Raw genomic sequence first — 16,602 nt, forward strand, 5'->3', positions numbered from 1 at the left:
GAGTCAAATTATTTTATTACTTCTTCTTAGTTTCTGCTTCGCCGGTGTTTAAAAACACAAACTGGTTATCAAACATATCCAACTTAATTTTGCTGTCTTTGTCAACCTTGCCTGCAAGTATCTGCTTAGATAATTCGTTCAGGATCCGTTTTTGGATTACACGCTTAAGTGGGCGTGCCCCAAATTGCGGGTCGTAACCTAACTGGGCCAGCCAATCCAAAGCTTCGTCTGATGCTTCGATAGTGACACCCATTTCTGCAAGGGTTTGTTGTACGCCTCTAAACTGCAGCTTCACAATATCCCCTATTTCATCACGGCTAAGCGGTGTAAACATGATGATCTCATCAATACGGTTTAAAAACTCAGGTCGGATGGTTTGCCTTAACACCTCAAACAACTGGCTTTTTGTTTTGGCGATAACTTCGTCTTTATCGCTCTCATCAAAATCCTGGAAGTTCTCCTGGATAATGTTTGAGCCGATATTAGATGTCATGATAATGATAGTGTTCTTAAAATTTACTAAACGCCCCTTGTTATCAGTTAAACGGCCATCATCCAAAACTTGCAGTAATATATTAAATACATCAGGATGCGCCTTTTCAATCTCATCCAACAGGATAACACTGTAAGGCCTTCTGCGTACAGCTTCGGTTAGCTGCCCGCCTTCATCATAACCAACATATCCCGGAGGCGCTCCTATTAACCTTGAAACTGCGTGGCGTTCCTGGTACTCACTCATATCAATACGTACCATGGCGTGTTCGTCGTTAAACAGGTATTCGGCTAATGCTTTTGCTAATTCTGTTTTACCAACGCCGGTAGTACCTAAAAAGATGAATGATCCAATTGGCTTTCGTTTATCCTGCAAGCCTGCACGGCTGCGGCGGATAGCATCGCTTATCGCCTCTATAGCTTCATGCTGACCGGCAACGCGTTTATGCAGTTCATCTTCCAAACTCAACAGCTTCTCGCGCTCGCTCTGGATCATTTTTGAAACCGGGATGCCGGTCCAACGTGAAACTACACCCGCAATATCATCGGCGGTTACTTCTTCTTTCAGCATCCTACTATTCGACTGATTAGTCAGTAACGCTTCTTTCAGTTTTTCAACTTCTTCCTGCGCTTCGCGGATGCGGCCGTAGCGTAGCTCGGCTACTTTGCCATAATCTCCGGCACGTTCTGCCTGGTCAGCTTCTAACTTGTAGTTTTCTATCTGCTCAACTTTAGTATTGATACCGTCAACCACGTCCTTTTCACCCTGCCATTTGGCGCGTAATGAATCACGCTCGCCAGATAGATTGGCTATCTCCTCGCCCAGTTCTTTTACGCGTTTATCGTCTTTCTCACGCTTAATGGCTTCTCGTTCGATCTCCAATTGCATTATCCGGCGATTAAGTTCATCAACAACTTCGGGCACCGAATCCATCTCGATGCGTAGTTTAGATGCCGCCTCATCCATTAAGTCTATAGCTTTATCCGGTAAAAAACGGTCAGAGATATAACGTTGCGACATTTCGACCGCTGCAATTATCGCCTCGTCTTTAATACGTACTTTATGGTGTGCCTCATAGCGTTCTTTCAATCCACGAAGAATAGAAATTGCATCGGCAGTATCAGGTTCATCAACCAGAACCATCTGGAAACGGCGTTCTAAGGCTTTATCCTTCTCAATATATTTTTGATACTCATTAAGCGTTGTCGCGCCAATGGCTCTTAGTTCGCCACGTGCCAGGGCCGGTTTTAAAATGTTAGCTGCATCCATAGCCCCTTCGCCGCCACCTGCACCTACCAGGGTATGGATCTCGTCGATAAATAATACGATCTCGCCATCGGCCTGGGTAACTTCTTTGATTACTGCTTTAAGGCGTTCTTCAAACTCGCCTTTGTATTTGGCACCCGCAATAAGGGCGCCCATATCCAGCGAGTAAACCGTTTTTGATTTTAAGCTTTCGGGCACATCACCTTTTATAATACGGAAGGCAATACCCTCGGCAATAGCAGTTTTACCCACACCCGGTTCACCAACCAATATCGGGTTGTTTTTTGTACGGCGCGATAAGATCTGAATGGTACGACGGATCTCGTCATCACGGCCAATAACCGGGTCGAGCTTGCCCGATTCAGCATACTCGTTCAGGTTACGGGCGTATTTGTTTAACGCGTTGTAAGATGCTTCGGCATTTTGGTCAGTTACTTTATTATCGCCTCGCAAAGCGATGATCGCTTTTTTAAGATCATTTTCGTTTACGCCGAAATCTTTAAGCGCGGTACTGGTTTTATCGCTTACGCTTAAAATCCCTAACAGTATATGCTCGACCGATACAAACTCATCTTTAAACTCTTTTAAATAACCTGTTGCTTTTTGAAGCACAGCATTTGAGTTTGACGACAAGTAAACATCACTGCCGCTAACTTTGGGGAACGAAGCGATCTGCTCGTCCAGAATATCATGTAAACGGTTAAGGTTTACGTTTAATTTCTTTAATAAAAAGGATATAACATTCTCATCAACCAATAGTAAACCTTTTAGCAGGTGAGCAGGCTCAATAGCTTGCTGCTGATTACCGGTTGTAATCTCTGAAGCCTTTTGTACAGCTTCCTGGGCCTTTATGGTAAAATTGTTAAAATTCATATTGATGAGTAGTCAAAATACTTGCCATAACCTCTTTTATGAAATTATGGCATTTTTAAATAAACTGGTATGTCTTTTTGTCGGCTTGTTTAGCGATCTCGCTAATTTATAACCAATTAATCCGATTAAAGTTGATTAATGAACAGTAAAAAAATGATATCGGGCATAAATCCATCACATTTTTTGATATTTTTGAAGGACCCTTAATTTAACGCGTTGGATACCCATTACTTTAAAAGCTTATCCGGTAAATACCGGTCGGCATTCCGCAATTATTATACGTTGCAGAATCTGGTATCTATACGTAACTGCGCAGCTATATTTTTTTTAATAAACCTGGTATTGCGGGTATTGGTTTTGATCTTACCTATCAGTATAACCAAAGCGCAAAACTTCCCCGAGTTTGATTTTACCAACTGGCTATACCTGGCATTAACGCCATTTTTTTATCTCGGCAGCCACCTGTTCATTAATCATATCAAGAAAATAAAGAAGGCTAGCGCGGGCATGATACTGTTAGTATTTATGTTTTCGCTATATATCATTTTAAGCGGTATGTATTCGGCCTTTATAGCTACTTCCGAGCCCCGTAATAATTTAACTATCTATCTTATCGCATTAATTGTTATCAGCGTAATGTGTGTATTTGAATATGATGAGGTTATTATCTTGTTGATATTAACAGAGATCGTTTTCACAACGCTGTTACTATATGCACATGCTGATGCCACAAGTATGCTGTACGACCAGTTAATATCTGTGGTATTATTATCGGGTTTCTATTTAATATCGCGGTACTTCTATTCCTACAAAGCCAGCTACTACCAGCAGATCATTGAGATCCGCAGTAAGAATATTGAGATTGAAAAAGCCGGCGAATTTAAAAACCAGGTATTGGGTATGGTAGCGCATGATTTGCGTAACCCCATAGGCGCTGTTGAGTCAATAGCCATGATAATAGAACTGGATGAAATTGATGAAGACATGCAGGATAACGTTAACATGATCAAAGAATCATGCAGTAAGGCGCGTGGAATTTTGGATGATCTGTTAGAGGCTGCCAAGAACGACAACATTAACATTATTGAAACACAAAAGATCGAGCTTAATCAATATCTAAAAAGTATAATTGATGCCTGGAAAATTCAGAACCCTATTAACATTGTATTAATAAGTTCGGTAAACCCGTTAAATGCGCAACTTAACAAAGAGAAATTTACCCGGGTATTGGATAACCTGATAAGTAACGCACTTAAATTCTCGAAAGAAAATGACAAGGTTGAATTGCACCTGAATAAAAAAAGCGATTTGATAACTATCGAGGTTAAAGACCATGGCCTGGGTATCCCGCAGGATATGATCCCGCATATTTTTGAACGCTTTAGTAAAGCTGGCCGTACCGGTTTAAAGGGCGAAAAATCAACAGGCTTAGGTTTGAGTATTGTTAAACAAATTATAGAGAGCCATACAGGCAAAATAAGCGTAAGTAGTGTTGAAGGTCAGGGTACTACCTTCCTTATTCAGCTCCCGGTAAGTGCTTAAAACGGCCGCTCAATTGGCTCGCCGTAAAACTTATCGTTAAAATTCACCAAAAACAATTCTTTAGTGGCACGGGTGCAGGCGGTATAAAACCAGCGCAAAAAATCGGTGTTCACCATTTCGTCTGTTAAATACCCCTGGTCTACAAAAACCGCGTCCCATTGGCCACCCTGGGCTTTATGGCAGGTAATAGCATAGGCAAATTTAATTTGCAGCGCGTTATAGTAAGGGTTCAGCTTTAGCTCGTCATGCTTATGTTTTTTACTGGGGATATGGTCGTAATCCTTCATTGCTTCCAAGTACAAACGTTTTTGATCTATGGGCTGCAATGCCGGCGATTCTGAATAAAGGGTATCCAACAACACCTTACAATCTAATACCGGGTCCTCGGCATAATCAATAAACTCCAACTGCACATCCGCGAAGCGGAAACCATACATATCTTCAAACTTGCGCACTTTGCGTATCCTGGCAATATCGCCATTGGCAATAAAGGCAGTGCTTCCCTCCTCCTGGTCTTTTAACCAGAAGTAGTTGTTCTTGACGATCATCAACTGGTCGCCGCCGGTTAACTCTTCTTCGCGCCAAAGTAAACGGGCACGAATCTGTTTGTTATAAAGATTTGCGTTTTTGTTTGAGCGGCAGATGATGAGCGTATTTTCATTACCATATTTATTATAAGCGTACTCCAGTCCCTCTTCCAGGCGTTCACCCGTCATCCTGAAAACATCGGTGTACCCTTTAGTAGTTATTTGCGGGATGACCTCCTGCCCCTGGCGGATAATATCACGGATACGGGTAGCATTATATAGAATTCCTGAATCCTTTCCCTGGCGCAGTACATCGGTCAATTCATAGCTGAAAATGGAGAGGCCATAATCAGCTTTCATTAAATTCTCGTCTAATGCCGGGCTGTGGTCTGATCCAACCGGGGGTAGCTGTGCGGTATCGCCCACCAGCATCAGCTTACAATTCTTATCGTTGTAAACATACTTAACCAGGTCAAACAACAGGGTGTCGCGGTTATTGCCGCTTAGCTGATCAGAGATCATGGACGCCTCATCAATAATAAATATGGTGTTGCTGGCTAAATTATCGGCTATGGAAAATGACTCATCAACGTTCAACGCCGTTTTTTTGCGGTAGATGCGCTTATGTATGGTAAATGCCTTGCGCCCCGAGTAGCTGGTAATGATCTTAGCGGCACGGCCTGTAGGCGCCAGTAAAACCGATTTGTAATTGTAATTACGCAATGCTTTTACTAATGCCCCTACTATCGTGGTTTTACCGGTACCGGCGTATCCTTTCAATATAAAGCATTCGTCGCCGTTTTCTTCCAATAAAAACTTGTGTAAACGGCCAAATAGCTCCTGTTGCTGGGCAGTCGGTTCGTGCGGAAAAGCTTTGCGGATATGATCGTTATCTAACACGCAGCAAAAATGCTGATAACTAATCTAAGTAATTCAAAAAATATTACTTTTGTTGATAGCATGAGCGAACAAATTTATACTTTCCGCGATCCGTCGTTTAATATTAACCAGGCGTATTATTATACGCTGCTAATTCAAATCGGCGGAGGTTCATTTTCATACGCGATTACTTACAAAAAGCAGGTAATTGCGTGGGACACCAATTGCAACCTTGCCGAACTAACTAATCCGCAGGAATTGGCCAATGAACTGACAGCAACCTATAAAAAAGTTATTATTGGTTTATCGTCTGATGGTTTTACACTGGTGCCTGCACCTATTTTTAGCAAAGAGCAAATAACTAACTATGCCCGCCTTTTAGATGTAAAACCCGACGAAAGGGTTTTAGCACAATCATTAGATAAAGACAATTACATTATTTATAAGGTTGACGAAAAGATAATATCGGCTATACAGAAGTACGATCTTAACAATGTCGTGTATGTAAATAAGGGCTGGATAATGGCGGCTGCGCAAGATAATTCAACCAGCCAGGACCTGTATCTGCATACTGAAAACGGTAAAGCAGAATTTTTGTATTTTAAAAACGATGCTATCCGTTTCTATAATAATTTTGAATTTAAAAGCGAGGATGACCTGGCCTATTTCGCTACGTTTGTAGTTGAAGAATTAGGGTTGCATGCTAACAGTACCCACCTTAAACTAAGCGGCAATATTAAACCCGAAGATAAATTCAGCAGCCGGCTGGCTACTTTCTTTTCAAACGTAACTTTCTTTAACCCGCAATTATTAGAGTTGCCAGAACAGATAGATGCACAACAGGTAATTACTTTAGCGGCCTTATCGTTATGCGAATCATTGGAGGTTCTTTAAAAGGGTTAAGGCTTAACCCGCCAAAAAACTTACCGGTACGCCCTACTACCGATCTTGCTAAAGAAGCACTGTTTAATATCCTCCAAAATCAAATAGAGTTTGATGATATTAAGGTGCTCGATCTTTTTTGCGGGACAGGTAATATTACATATGAGTTTGCGTCGCGTGGTGCACAAAAGGTTATTGGCGTTGACAGAAGCATCCATTGTATTAATTATATTAAAGATACTGCACGTCAACATGGCTTTACTCAAATAAAAACTTTTAAGGCTGATATTTTTAAGTACCTGCAACTGGAAACAGAGCAGTACGACCTGATATTTGCTGACCCCCCGTATGATATGAACCAGATCCCGGAGATACCGAAGATCATATTTGATAAGCAACTGTTATTGCCCGGTGGCTTATTAATAGTTGAGCATCAGTCTATGCAAAACCTCAGCAATCATCCTGCTTTTACAGAGCAACGTAAATATGGGCACTCATCCTTCTCCTTTTTTAAAACTAATATATTAGCACCAATTTAAGGCAATATTATAACCGATGAAAAAACAGATCACGCTTATCCTTTTTACCTTTTTGGCTATTATTTTTTTTCAAAGCTGCAAAGAGCCCGCTACCGGTTTTTGGATGAATGACAAAATAAACAGCGACATTAAAAAACAAATAGCCGGGTTAAATAATAAACTATTTAAAGGTATTATGGATAAGGATATAAATGCAGTTAAGTCGCTTTTATCGCCGGAACTCCTTAAAAGATCGGGCACAAGGTTAGATACCCTTATTAACAATACCGGGCAAATTTATAATGCAAAAGAATATGAGCTCCTTGATGAGTTTTATACTAAACACCACATTGGTAATTTCATCGACTCGTTAAAAACAAACAAAGGCGACAGTACTGATTATGTGATAACCTATAGGGCCATGAATGAAGAAATGTGCGCCTCTGTAATGGTTACAAAAAACTTACCTGTTAATTGCCTGATATTAGCTGTGTATGGCAAATACGGTAGCGACTGGAAATTAAACGTTTTGCAAATTGGCGAATACAGCATATTTAATAAAGTAGCGCCTGATTATTACAAAACAGCAAAGGAACTTTATAGTAATGGAAGCGTTTTGGATGCCGCTAACATGCTGGTTATTACTTCGCAATTAGGTAGCCCTGCTGGTGATTTTTTTCATTATCATAATGAAGATGCCATGCGGATGCTTTTCTCGACCGTTTTGGATGACGCGAATAATAAGTTTAAGTTCCCGGTAACTATTACCCAGTTAAAAACTATGCCTCAAATTTTCTCTGTAAGTCCGCAGTATACCGGCGATGCCGCAAATCAGGGTATCGTACCGCTTATAAAATATAAGACTAATATTAAGCTTACTGACACCGTGGCGTTAAAAGCCGAAAACAAAGATTTACAGAGCGTTATCGGTGTTGTATTTAAAGGGGTTGATCAGAACAATAAAGCGATATTTTACCAGGCTTATAATTTGGCTGATGGAAAGCCCAACAATCAGCACTATGGCTTTATTCAAAAATTAAAATAGAACGCAATCTTTTAATCAATACTTCGGTTTATATTTACTTAATAAAATAGCAGTCATGAAAATAGCCCTTTTTCCCGGATCTTTTGACCCGGTTACCAAAGCTCATGTTGATATTGTAAAAAGATCGGTAGGCTTATTTGATAAAGTTTACATTGGTATTGGTGCAAACAGTACCAAACCCGGTTTTTTGAGCATTGAAAAACGCGAGCAAATGTTAAGGGCGGTTTTTGAAAGCGAGCCCAAAATACATATCATAGCCTACGAAGGGCTGACGGTTAATTTTTGTAAAAGCATTGGAGCCACATACATGATCCGTGGGATCCGTACCGTATCAGATTTTGAATATGAAAAAGCTATCGCACAAATGAACCACTCGCTTGCGCCTGATATTGAAAGTATATTTATTGTAAGTAAACCGGGCTATTCATCTATCAGCTCAACCATCGTACGCGAAATAATGCGCCATAATGGCGATGTAACGCAGTTTATTCCGAAAGAGGCGCTGGCATATCTGTGAGCAGATCCATTGCCGCCAGTACATCCATAATAGATGGGAAGGTATTAGATACTATAGCATCAATATCATTTGGCCTGAACCAGCGAACATCAGTTATCCCCTCTTCCTTTTGCGGCTTTAATTTCTGTTGCCCTTTAGCTTTCATTTTATACCAATGGGTTTTCTTTAAAACTATCTCGTCTTTCCAAAAATAAACGTGGTAAGTTTTGCAGATCTTTTTGCCGAGTTTGCTTACCGTTATATTACACTCCTCTTCTACTTCGCGCACGGCAGCGTCTTTAACTGTTTCGCCTTTTTCAATTTTACCTTTGGGCAAATCCCATTTATCATTACGATAAATAAATAAAAAGTCTTTGTTTTCATTTTTAACCAGGCCGCCGGCTGCTTCCACAACTTTATTATCTTCTTTAATCTGTTTTAAAAAAGCTTTAGCATCGGTACACAATACATAAAACCAATCATTCTTATGTAACAACACCCAGTTGTAAATTATTTTCAGATCAAAGGTCTGGCTATCAATCTTTTGATAGTTGGCAGATTTACCTGGTTCAGATTCTGTTAATAAGATAACTTTTTGGTTAATATAAATTCTGTATTTTTGAGCCATGTTTAATACTACTGAAACCGAACAACAGGTAGCGGAATTTCTGTTGCAAATTAAAGCAATTAAATTACAACCTAATAATCCTTTTACATGGGCATCAGGATGGAAATCGCCAATTTATTGCGATAACCGCATTACGCTTTCACATCCAACCATACGTACTTATATAAGACAGCAACTAACCAAGATCATTCAGGAAAAATTCGGATCGGTTGGTTGTATTGCCGGTGTTGCTACAGCAGGTATACCGCAAGGCACTTTAGTGGCACAAGAATTAGGCTTACCATTTATTTACGTACGTGCAAAACCTAAAGAACACGGTACAGGCAATATGATTGAAGGTGATGTACTTACCGGCAAGCGTGTTGTGGTGATTGAGGATCTGATATCAACGGGCAAAAGCAGCTTACAGGCGGTTGCTGCTTTACGTGATGCAGGTTATGATGTAGCTGGTTTAGCTGCCATATTCAGCTATGGATTTGATATAGCTACCGAGAATTTTAAAGCTGCCAATTGTCCGTTTATAACACTTTCAAACTATACTGCTTTGTTAAACTACGCCGAAGAGCACCAATACATAACCCGTAAGGATGTTGATATATTGAGGGAATGGCGCGAAAGCCCGTCGACCTGGGGTGCTTAATTAAGTTTGCAGTAAAAACTAATCGCTAATTAAGTAATCTCTAATCTCTTTTAATGGCTGCTTATACAAGTAAAATAAATATAAAACGTTCGCTAACTGACGTTTACCAGTTCCTGGCTGATTTCAATAATCATCAGCAGCTGATGCCCGATAATATACAAAACTGGACGTCGACTTTTAATGAGGCGAGTTTTGGGATACAAAACATGGTTCAGCTTTCTTTGAAGATATCAGAACGTATTGAAAATAAATCCATTAAGATAACAGCAGTAAACGGCCCGCCGTTCCCTGTACAACTTAGCTGGGAGTTAACGGGCGATGCTGATAACACATTGGCTACTTTCACTATCAATGCCGAGTTAAACATGATGATGAAAATGATGGCATCCGGCCCATTACAAAAATTGGCCGATCATGAAACAAGCAGCCTTGCGGCTGCAGTTAAATAGTGATTAATAGTAAGAGATTAGTGTGGGTTATTATTAATAGTATACACAACTAATCTCTAATACTAACCTCCAATCTCCCAAAAAAACTTACCTTTGCGCCAAATTACAGGTGCAGCATGATCTCAGTATCCAATCTATCTTTACGCTATGGTAAGCGTACATTATTCGAAGACGTTAACTTAAAGTTTACCCAGGGCAACTGCTATGGCATTATTGGTGCCAACGGTGCGGGTAAATCAACTTTCCTAAAGATCCTTTCGGGCGAGATTGACCCTACCGGCGGGCAGGTAAGCTTTACCCCCGGCGAACGTATGGCCGTGTTAAGCCAAAACCACTATGCGTTTGATGAATTTACGGTAATTGAGACCGTAATGATGGGCCACAAAGAGATGTACGCCATCATGAAGGAGAAAGACGCTATCTACCTGAAAGAAGATTTTACAGATGCCGACGGCGAGCGTGCCGGCGAGCTTGAAAACCTGTTTGCCGAGATGGATGGCTGGAATGCAGAAAGCAACGCCGCTACCCTATTAAGCAACCTGGGCATTAAAGAAGAGTTTCATTACCAATTAGTAAAGGATTTGGATAACACCCAAAAGGTACGTGTGTTATTGGCCCAGGCCCTTTTTGGTAACCCTGATATATTATTACTGGATGAGCCAACCAACGATTTGGATATCCATACCGTTAGCTGGTTGGAGGACTTCCTGGCGAGCTACGAGGCTATTGTATTGGTGGTATCGCACGACAGGCACTTCCTGGATACCGTGTGTACGCACGTGGTTGATATCGACTTTGCCAAGATGACTATCTATACGGGTAACTACTCGTTCTGGTACGAGTCGAGCCAGTTGGCTTTGAAACAACGGTCTGATCAGAATAAAAAGACCGAGGACCGGGTTAAGGAACTGCAGGAGTTCATCCGCAGGTTTAGCGCCAACGCGTCAAAATCAAAACAGGCAACCAGCCGTAAAAAGGCTTTGGACAAGATCGACCTTGCCGAGATCCAGCCATCAAACCGTAAGTACCCGGGAATTATATTTAACAACCTTGGCCGTGAAGCCGGCGACCAGATCTTACAGATAGAGGGCCTGAGCAAGAAACTAAACGGCGAGACCTTATTTAGCGATATCCGCCTGATGGTAAATAAAGGCGATAAGATCGCTGTGCTATCAAACAACAGTTTAGCTACCACCGCCTTCTACAATATCTTAGCCGGGCGCGATAAAGATTATAAAGGCGAGTTTAAATGGGGCGTTACCATTAACCCTGCCGATATACCAATGGATAATACCGAATACTTCCAGGGTAAGAATGATAACCTGATCGACTGGCTGCGCGAGTACTCGCCGGGCGAGAAGGACGACCAGTTTATCCGTGGGTTCCTGGGGCGTATGCTGTTCTCGGGCGAGGAAGTGCTGAAGAAGAGCAGCGTGTTATCAGGTGGTGAGAAAATGCGCTGCATGTTTAGCCGCATGATGCTGCAATCGGCCAATTTGCTGATGTTTGACGAGCCTACCAACCACCTCGACCTGGAATCTATCACCGCGCTTAACAACGGCATGAAGGACTTCCGTGGCACCATTCTGTTCACCTCACGGGATCATGAGCTGGTGGAGACAGTTGCTAACCGCATTATCGAGCTGACACCAGGCGGTATCATTGATAAGCTGATGACTTACGACGAGTACATTAACAGCGACGCTGTACAAAAACAAAAAGAAGAGCTTTATGCCATGGCCTAAAGGATTGCAATTGTAATATATTGCAGTATATTTGAAACCCCGGTAATAGTATGACTTGGTAGCTCAGCCGGTAGAGCAACTGACTCTTAATCAGTGGGTCGAGAGTTCGATCCTCTCCCAGGTCACTATAAATCAATTATTTAGCCCCACTATTGCGAGTGGGGTTTTTTGTTCTCACACATTTCTCACACAATTAACGCAAAGAATGAATAAAATCCATTTTGGATTTAAGGGAATTAACACATTAATTCCCTTAAATCAATAAGTTTTGAAGTGATAATGAGGGCAATTGACATGATTTTACGAGTAAATATCCGATGCTACAAACTAAACCGTTAATTTTGATGTTTAAATCTTCTACTTAATCATAACGAAATTGGAAAAATTAGTAACCAAATATGCTGAAACAGATTTGCAAGAATTCAAAACACTCATACTGGATAAACTGCAAACAGCCCAGGGGGAATTGGGAACACTTGCTCAATCGCTAAGCTCTACAAACGTTAATGGAACAGATGATACATCCGGGACTTATAAGACATTGGAGGACGGTTCTGCAACAATGGAGAAAGAGCAAACAAATCAATTAGCCGCACGTCAGAAAAAATTTATAGAGCAATTGCAAGCCGCCTTGGTTCGGATTGAAAATAAGACTTATGGCATTTGCCGTGAAACTGGTAAACTGATCCCAAAGGAACGGTTGCGTGCTGTCCCTCACACCACTATGTGTATGGAAGCAAAATTAAAACAATAAGATTTGATGGGTAGGGTGTGCTATATATGATATAGCACACCCTAAATCATTCCGCCGTTTTTTTCTTTCGCCAGCATATTTTAAATTTGCTATTCTACATCCTACTTACATGCAGCATTTAAAGGAATTTCTTGTTCGTTTGCAAACGTTTAATCTACGGATAATTCCGCAGGATATATCCATTTACAAAGACCTTGAGCATAGTAAAACGCGGCAGATTGATACTTATGATATTACTTGCGAAACGCAATACTATGATTCCTTTTCCTACAAAAGCGAACTACGGGTATTGAAAGACATGGCATTCATTGACCTGTTGTCCTTAGATACAGAGCGAATGGAGCTACAATTGGAACAATTACGTAAGGTAGCAGAACGATTTAAGCAGCTCTGGAAAAATTGGCACGATCATCACAAGGAATGGACACAGGATTATAAAAGCTATTACATATTCACCATTCAGCTCGACACACTTTTTATCGTAAAGAATTTACAAAGCGACAGTTCAGGTATTGCGATTTCGGGGCAGTTCGTAGAAGATTTGGGCGATTCCCTTAAACTTCGGGAGATGTTTTTAAAGGAACTGATCGGCGATATTGAAAAACGTTTAGCCCCGCCTAAACCTACCTTTGCCGATTTTCTCCATTCCAAAATGCCCGAACAAATGACGGATGAATCATCCGAGGCAGGAGTTGAAGAAGAACCATTAGAAGAACAGATATCAGCCCAAGAGGCCGCAAAACCAGTCGGCCACTATCCAACCTTTACCGCAGGTACAACCGCCCAGCTCTATCATATCCTCAAAGATTATTTCATACCGGAAGATCATGCCAGGTTGGAAAAACTATTGCTTGAAGATGAACCGCCGGAACCGCCTTTGATATTCCGGGGTCAAGCTAATCAACTGGCTGATGCCTTCAAACAACTGTTTGATGCGAGAATGATCGTCAGTTGCCGGATGGTCGATCTGCAAAAATGGATAGCCCCAAAGTTTAAGTATATTAATAATCAATCTGAAGTTAGGAACTTATCGGACGATTATTTGTCCGGGTTAATGTCAGAACACTCCCGCCCCTGCAAATCCCCTATCCTGCAAATCAAACAAAAGGAGGATAAATTTCTCATTCTACCTGCTCCCAGAAATAAAAAATAACACATTATTACAAAAAATGAGGGGGTAGCAGTGGGGTTACTGTTTACCCACTTGTAACCCAGCAAAACAAGCCCCTACTATTGCACAACAAACCAAAATGATGTGCAATGGAAATAATAACATTTGACAAATTACCCGAGGCGGTAACCCTGCTACTTGAAAAAGTCAGCAACATTGAAGCCCTGTTAACCGGACAGCACTTACAACAACCGGCACAGGATGAGCCGCTAAATATTATAAAAGCGGCAAAGTTCTTAGACCTTGCTGTACCCACTGTTTACAGTAAGGTCAGCCGCAAAGAGATACCTGTAAACAAACAGGGCAAGCGGCTCTATTTCTACAAATCCGAATTAGAGGAATGGATCAGGCAAGGCCGGAAGCATACCGCTAACGAGCTTCGGGAAAGCATTGCTTTGCCGCGCCGTTCCATTACTAAACGCCGGCGTAAATCATGATTTCAGCCAATATAAATTTTTGGAAAATGCAATTATATGAGCAGCCGCAATGCCAAGGCATTGTGAAGATAAGACCGGTGGAGAAGACATTCCGCTCTAGAAGATGCGAAAGGCAAACCCAAAAATCAGTTGTCCTGATAGAAGCAGCCCCGATTTTACTGGGGTGACGGCAGTACAAATTCGCTATGGACACGCCGGAAAAAGCCGCTGAGGGCGCATCGAAGATGCGCTTAATAGTAGCTCTGAACCGCGAAGCGGTTTCTACGCTTTTTTGGGAGCCAGATACTATTATGAAAAGCAAATTTTTCAGCATTTTTTTTCACCGGGTTCCTGGAGCAATCGGCCGGTTAGGTGGTGGCTACAGTTCTAAAACACGTCCTTTTCTTGCAAAAGAAAGGGAGCAAGCGGAAGTTGGGCAGAGCCCTACTTTGCTTGCCCTACGCTTCGCTACGGGGGGGTTACGTATCCTCCGGGGATACTTTAGGGCGTTTTTGCCTATGAAAGAAAAGAAAACAGGATACTTAGGGGTATCCTGTATACACAGATAAAGGCATAGCTGTATAAACAGCCGTGCCAGTGAATAGAAAGGATTTATGATGGAAGATATCAATGTAAGGTCAGTCAGGTACCCGGTTACGGTTGACCAAAAGTTTGAAAAGATCGCTCTGAAATTGGGCCGCACGAAGCGCCAGGTCTTTATCCAGATGGTCGATTACTTTTATAAAAGCAAGAAAGATCCGCTGGACCTGAATGATGAGCTGTTAAAAAATGCGCTGATGAAGAACCACCAGCAGTATATCGGTTTTATCAAAAGCCAGGAAAACATGCTGCTCATACCTATGAAAACCGAAATGGACAGGGTATCGGTCTCGCAAGGCAAGATCATCGAACGCTTTAACACCCAGATACTCAAAGCTAATACTGACCTGCTGAATAATCAAAATACCCAGGATCAAAAGCTGAATGCTATCGGGATGATCATGGATACGATGCAGAAAGGGCTTAAAAGCAAGGAAGCGCTCAAGTCGCAGTTTATGTTCATCCTGGACAGCTATATTAAGTCGAGAGATGCTTTTGGAATGATGACATCTGGCAGGGAAAAAGAAGAGCTGATCTCCGTTACCAAAGCGCAGGTCAGTTTATTGTAAGTAATAAATGAGTAGTAGGAAGCTTTTATGTTTATCAATATTACCGACAACAAGGAAGCTGCCAATAAAGGCAGCAGCGGCGGGCTGGTGCACTATCTCGAAAAAGAGAACCGGCTCGATCATAAACAACAGCCAGAGTATTGGTTTAACGGCCAGCAGATCAGGATCGAACCTTATGAGGTTAAAGCGAAGATAGACAGCAATATCGCCAAGCTGGGCAGAGACGATGCCAAATTCTTCCTGGTCAATATCAGCCCAAGCCAGAAAGAGATCGCATTTCTAAAAGAGCAATATGGTGGTGATGGTGCCAGAGAACAGATGAAAGGGTTTGCAGTCAGGGTGATGGACGCCTACGCCCTGAACTTCAACCGGGATGGTGTAAACGGCCACGAGGACCTGGTATGGTTCGCCAAGTTGGAAAACCACCGTTACTACAGCCACAAAGACCCGGAGGTGAAACAAGGCCTCAAACAACGGGGCGAGCGCAAAGAGGGTGAGCAAATGCATGTACAGGTCATTGTCAGCCGCAAGGATGCCACGAATAAGATCAAGCTTAGCCCCATGAATACTTCACGGGGCAAGAATCAGGAGCATTCCAAAAAGATGGGTCAGTTTGACCGGGTGGCTTTCAAGCAGAGCGGCGAAACACTGTTTGACAGTTTGTTTTCGTTTGACAGGCAGCTTAAAGATACAATGGCCTACGCTAACGTCCAGAAGAACGGTAAACTGACACAGCGCGAACAGTTGGGCTTACTGACCGAAGGCGCTTCGCAGAATTACCAGAGCAGATCGGTGGCCAACGAGCTTGCCCAGGGTGTTGCTGAAGGGTTGTTTCACACTACTGCCGGTATGCTGGCCGCAGCAGGCAAGACAGCGGCGGGTTTTCTGGAAGTCATGCTGGAACCTTTGTATACCGCAGGTACCAATATCGTCCCGGATAGCGATTCCGAGCAAAAGAAAAAAAGAAAGAAAAAATCACAGGGCCAGCAGATCACGCGCTGAACCAAGCTGTGTTATAAAAACAGAATAATACTTATCTTTACAGTATAGAGGTTATGACCTACCATTAGGGCAAAGACCATCTACTATAGCCCGCTCTGCGGGCTATT

General features: G+C 42.0%; 17 protein-coding genes and 1 tRNA gene. 15 read left to right on the forward strand and 3 right to left on the reverse strand.

Annotation, left to right across the window (positions count from 1 at the left end; all coding sequences use genetic code 11):
- Window positions 1-16: 16 nt before the first annotated feature.
- Window positions 17-2,632, reverse strand: a complete 2,616-nt coding sequence (gene clpB / locus ABIB50_RS15350; RefSeq protein WP_429380964.1) for an ATP-dependent chaperone ClpB — start codon at window positions 2,630-2,632, stop codon at window positions 17-19.
- A 216-nt stretch (window positions 2,633-2,848) separates the two neighbouring features.
- Here clpB and ABIB50_RS15355 point away from each other — a divergent pair, with 216 nt between their 5' ends.
- The gene (locus ABIB50_RS15355) at window positions 2,849-4,174 is read left to right on the forward strand and encodes a sensor histidine kinase (RefSeq protein ID WP_429380966.1); all 1,326 of its coding nucleotides are present in this window, start codon (window positions 2,849-2,851) and stop codon (window positions 4,172-4,174) included.
- Here ABIB50_RS15355 and ABIB50_RS15360 read toward each other — a convergent pair.
- Complete coding sequence (locus ABIB50_RS15360) at window positions 4,171-5,601, reverse strand: ATP-dependent DNA helicase (RefSeq protein ID WP_429380968.1); 1,431 nt, start codon at window positions 5,599-5,601, stop codon at window positions 4,171-4,173. The two genes, ABIB50_RS15355 and ABIB50_RS15360, sit on opposite strands and share 4 nt — an antisense overlap.
- Window positions 5,602-5,661: 60 nt before the next feature.
- On the opposite strand from ABIB50_RS15360, the gene ABIB50_RS15365 reads away from it, so the two are divergent.
- The 4 genes from ABIB50_RS15365 to coaD are packed head-to-tail and all read left to right on the forward strand — an operon-like array spanning window position 5,662 to window position 8,542.
- Window positions 5,662-6,474, forward strand: a complete 813-nt coding sequence (locus tag ABIB50_RS15365) for a DUF3822 family protein (protein WP_429380970.1) — start codon at window positions 5,662-5,664, stop codon at window positions 6,472-6,474.
- Window positions 6,450-7,001: an RsmD family RNA methyltransferase gene (locus ABIB50_RS15370; RefSeq protein ID WP_429380972.1), complete on the forward strand. Its 552-nt coding sequence runs from the start codon at window positions 6,450-6,452 to the stop codon at window positions 6,999-7,001. Before ABIB50_RS15365 ends, ABIB50_RS15370 begins: the two co-directional genes overlap by 25 nt.
- Before the next feature lie 16 nt (window positions 7,002-7,017).
- Window positions 7,018-8,025 carry a hypothetical protein gene (locus ABIB50_RS15375; RefSeq protein WP_429380974.1) on the forward strand — a complete coding sequence of 336 codons (1,008 nt, stop codon included), beginning with the start codon at window positions 7,018-7,020 and terminating at the stop codon, window positions 8,023-8,025.
- Between the two features lie 55 nt (window positions 8,026-8,080).
- A complete protein-coding gene (gene coaD / locus ABIB50_RS15380) occupies window positions 8,081-8,542 on the forward strand; it encodes a pantetheine-phosphate adenylyltransferase (RefSeq protein WP_429380976.1) in 462 nt (153 codons plus the stop codon).
- On the opposite strand, the gene ABIB50_RS15385 is transcribed toward coaD, so the two are convergent.
- Window positions 8,511-9,149, reverse strand: a complete 639-nt coding sequence (locus tag ABIB50_RS15385) for an NUDIX hydrolase (protein WP_429380978.1) — start codon at window positions 9,147-9,149, stop codon at window positions 8,511-8,513. The two genes, coaD and ABIB50_RS15385, sit on opposite strands and share 32 nt — an antisense overlap.
- Between ABIB50_RS15385 and pyrE the strand changes: the two genes are divergently transcribed.
- From pyrE to ABIB50_RS15435, 10 genes are all read left to right on the forward strand, one after another.
- Window positions 9,148-9,789 (forward strand): orotate phosphoribosyltransferase, encoded by a 642-nt coding sequence (pyrE, locus tag ABIB50_RS15390; RefSeq protein WP_429380980.1) that lies wholly within the window; start codon window positions 9,148-9,150, stop codon window positions 9,787-9,789. The two genes, ABIB50_RS15385 and pyrE, sit on opposite strands and share 2 nt — an antisense overlap.
- Before the next feature lie 53 nt (window positions 9,790-9,842).
- Entirely contained in the window at window positions 9,843-10,238 is a 396-nt protein-coding gene (locus ABIB50_RS15395) for an SRPBCC family protein (protein ID WP_429380982.1), read from the forward strand.
- A gap of 116 nt (window positions 10,239-10,354) precedes the next feature.
- A complete protein-coding gene (locus ABIB50_RS15400) occupies window positions 10,355-11,983 on the forward strand; it encodes an ABC-F family ATP-binding cassette domain-containing protein (protein WP_429380984.1) in 1,629 nt (542 codons plus the stop codon).
- A gap of 52 nt (window positions 11,984-12,035) precedes the next feature.
- A tRNA-Lys gene (locus ABIB50_RS15405) sits at window positions 12,036-12,108 on the forward strand.
- 251 nt (window positions 12,109-12,359) lie between these two features.
- Window positions 12,360-12,737 (forward strand): TraR/DksA family transcriptional regulator, encoded by a 378-nt coding sequence (locus ABIB50_RS15410; protein ID WP_429380986.1) that lies wholly within the window; start codon window positions 12,360-12,362, stop codon window positions 12,735-12,737.
- A gap of 109 nt (window positions 12,738-12,846) precedes the next feature.
- Window positions 12,847-13,890, forward strand: a complete 1,044-nt coding sequence (locus ABIB50_RS15415; protein ID WP_429380988.1) for a hypothetical protein — start codon at window positions 12,847-12,849, stop codon at window positions 13,888-13,890.
- Between the two features lie 107 nt (window positions 13,891-13,997).
- Window positions 13,998-14,345 carry a helix-turn-helix domain-containing protein gene (locus tag ABIB50_RS15420; RefSeq protein WP_429380990.1) on the forward strand — a complete coding sequence of 116 codons (348 nt, stop codon included), beginning with the start codon at window positions 13,998-14,000 and terminating at the stop codon, window positions 14,343-14,345.
- A 185-nt stretch (window positions 14,346-14,530) separates the two neighbouring features.
- The gene (locus ABIB50_RS15425; RefSeq protein ID WP_429380992.1) at window positions 14,531-14,893 is read left to right on the forward strand and encodes a hypothetical protein; all 363 of its coding nucleotides are present in this window, start codon (window positions 14,531-14,533) and stop codon (window positions 14,891-14,893) included.
- Between the two features lie 45 nt (window positions 14,894-14,938).
- Window positions 14,939-15,493 (forward strand): BfmA/BtgA family mobilization protein, encoded by a 555-nt coding sequence (locus ABIB50_RS15430; RefSeq protein ID WP_429380994.1) that lies wholly within the window; start codon window positions 14,939-14,941, stop codon window positions 15,491-15,493.
- 27 nt (window positions 15,494-15,520) lie between these two features.
- Window positions 15,521-16,495, forward strand: a complete 975-nt coding sequence (locus ABIB50_RS15435) for a DUF5712 family protein (protein WP_429380996.1) — start codon at window positions 15,521-15,523, stop codon at window positions 16,493-16,495.
- Window positions 16,496-16,602 lie beyond the last annotated feature (107 nt).

It is taken from the genome of Mucilaginibacter sp. UYCu711 (assembly GCF_050433825.1).
GTDB lineage: Bacteria > Bacteroidota > Bacteroidia > Sphingobacteriales > Sphingobacteriaceae > Mucilaginibacter.

Excerpts from the sequence above, each read along its gene's own strand:
- pyrE (WP_429380980.1), top strand. The coding sequence starts at position 9,148 with ATGTTTAATACTACTGAAACCGAACAACAGGTAGCGGAATTTCTGTTG.
- ABIB50_RS15415 (WP_429380988.1), top strand. The coding sequence starts at position 12,847 with ATGCAGCATTTAAAGGAATTTCTTGTTCGTTTGCAAACGTTTAATCTA.
- ABIB50_RS15435 (WP_429380996.1), top strand. The coding sequence starts at position 15,521 with ATGTTTATCAATATTACCGACAACAAGGAAGCTGCCAATAAAGGCAGC.
- ABIB50_RS15430 (WP_429380994.1), top strand. The coding sequence starts at position 14,939 with ATGATGGAAGATATCAATGTAAGGTCAGTCAGGTACCCGGTTACGGTT.
- ABIB50_RS15425 (WP_429380992.1), top strand. The coding sequence starts at position 14,531 with ATGGACACGCCGGAAAAAGCCGCTGAGGGCGCATCGAAGATGCGCTTA.
- ABIB50_RS15395 (WP_429380982.1), top strand. The coding sequence starts at position 9,843 with ATGGCTGCTTATACAAGTAAAATAAATATAAAACGTTCGCTAACTGAC.
- clpB (WP_429380964.1), bottom strand. The coding sequence starts at position 2,632 with ATGAATTTTAACAATTTTACCATAAAGGCCCAGGAAGCTGTACAAAAG.
- ABIB50_RS15385 (WP_429380978.1), bottom strand. The coding sequence starts at position 9,149 with ATGGCTCAAAAATACAGAATTTATATTAACCAAAAAGTTATCTTATTA.
- ABIB50_RS15365 (WP_429380970.1), top strand. The coding sequence starts at position 5,662 with ATGAGCGAACAAATTTATACTTTCCGCGATCCGTCGTTTAATATTAAC.
- ABIB50_RS15370 (WP_429380972.1), top strand. The coding sequence starts at position 6,450 with ATGCGAATCATTGGAGGTTCTTTAAAAGGGTTAAGGCTTAACCCGCCA.
- coaD (WP_429380976.1), top strand. The coding sequence starts at position 8,081 with ATGAAAATAGCCCTTTTTCCCGGATCTTTTGACCCGGTTACCAAAGCT.
- ABIB50_RS15420 (WP_429380990.1), top strand. The coding sequence starts at position 13,998 with ATGGAAATAATAACATTTGACAAATTACCCGAGGCGGTAACCCTGCTA.
- ABIB50_RS15400 (WP_429380984.1), top strand. The coding sequence starts at position 10,355 with ATGATCTCAGTATCCAATCTATCTTTACGCTATGGTAAGCGTACATTA.
- ABIB50_RS15375 (WP_429380974.1), top strand. The coding sequence starts at position 7,018 with ATGAAAAAACAGATCACGCTTATCCTTTTTACCTTTTTGGCTATTATT.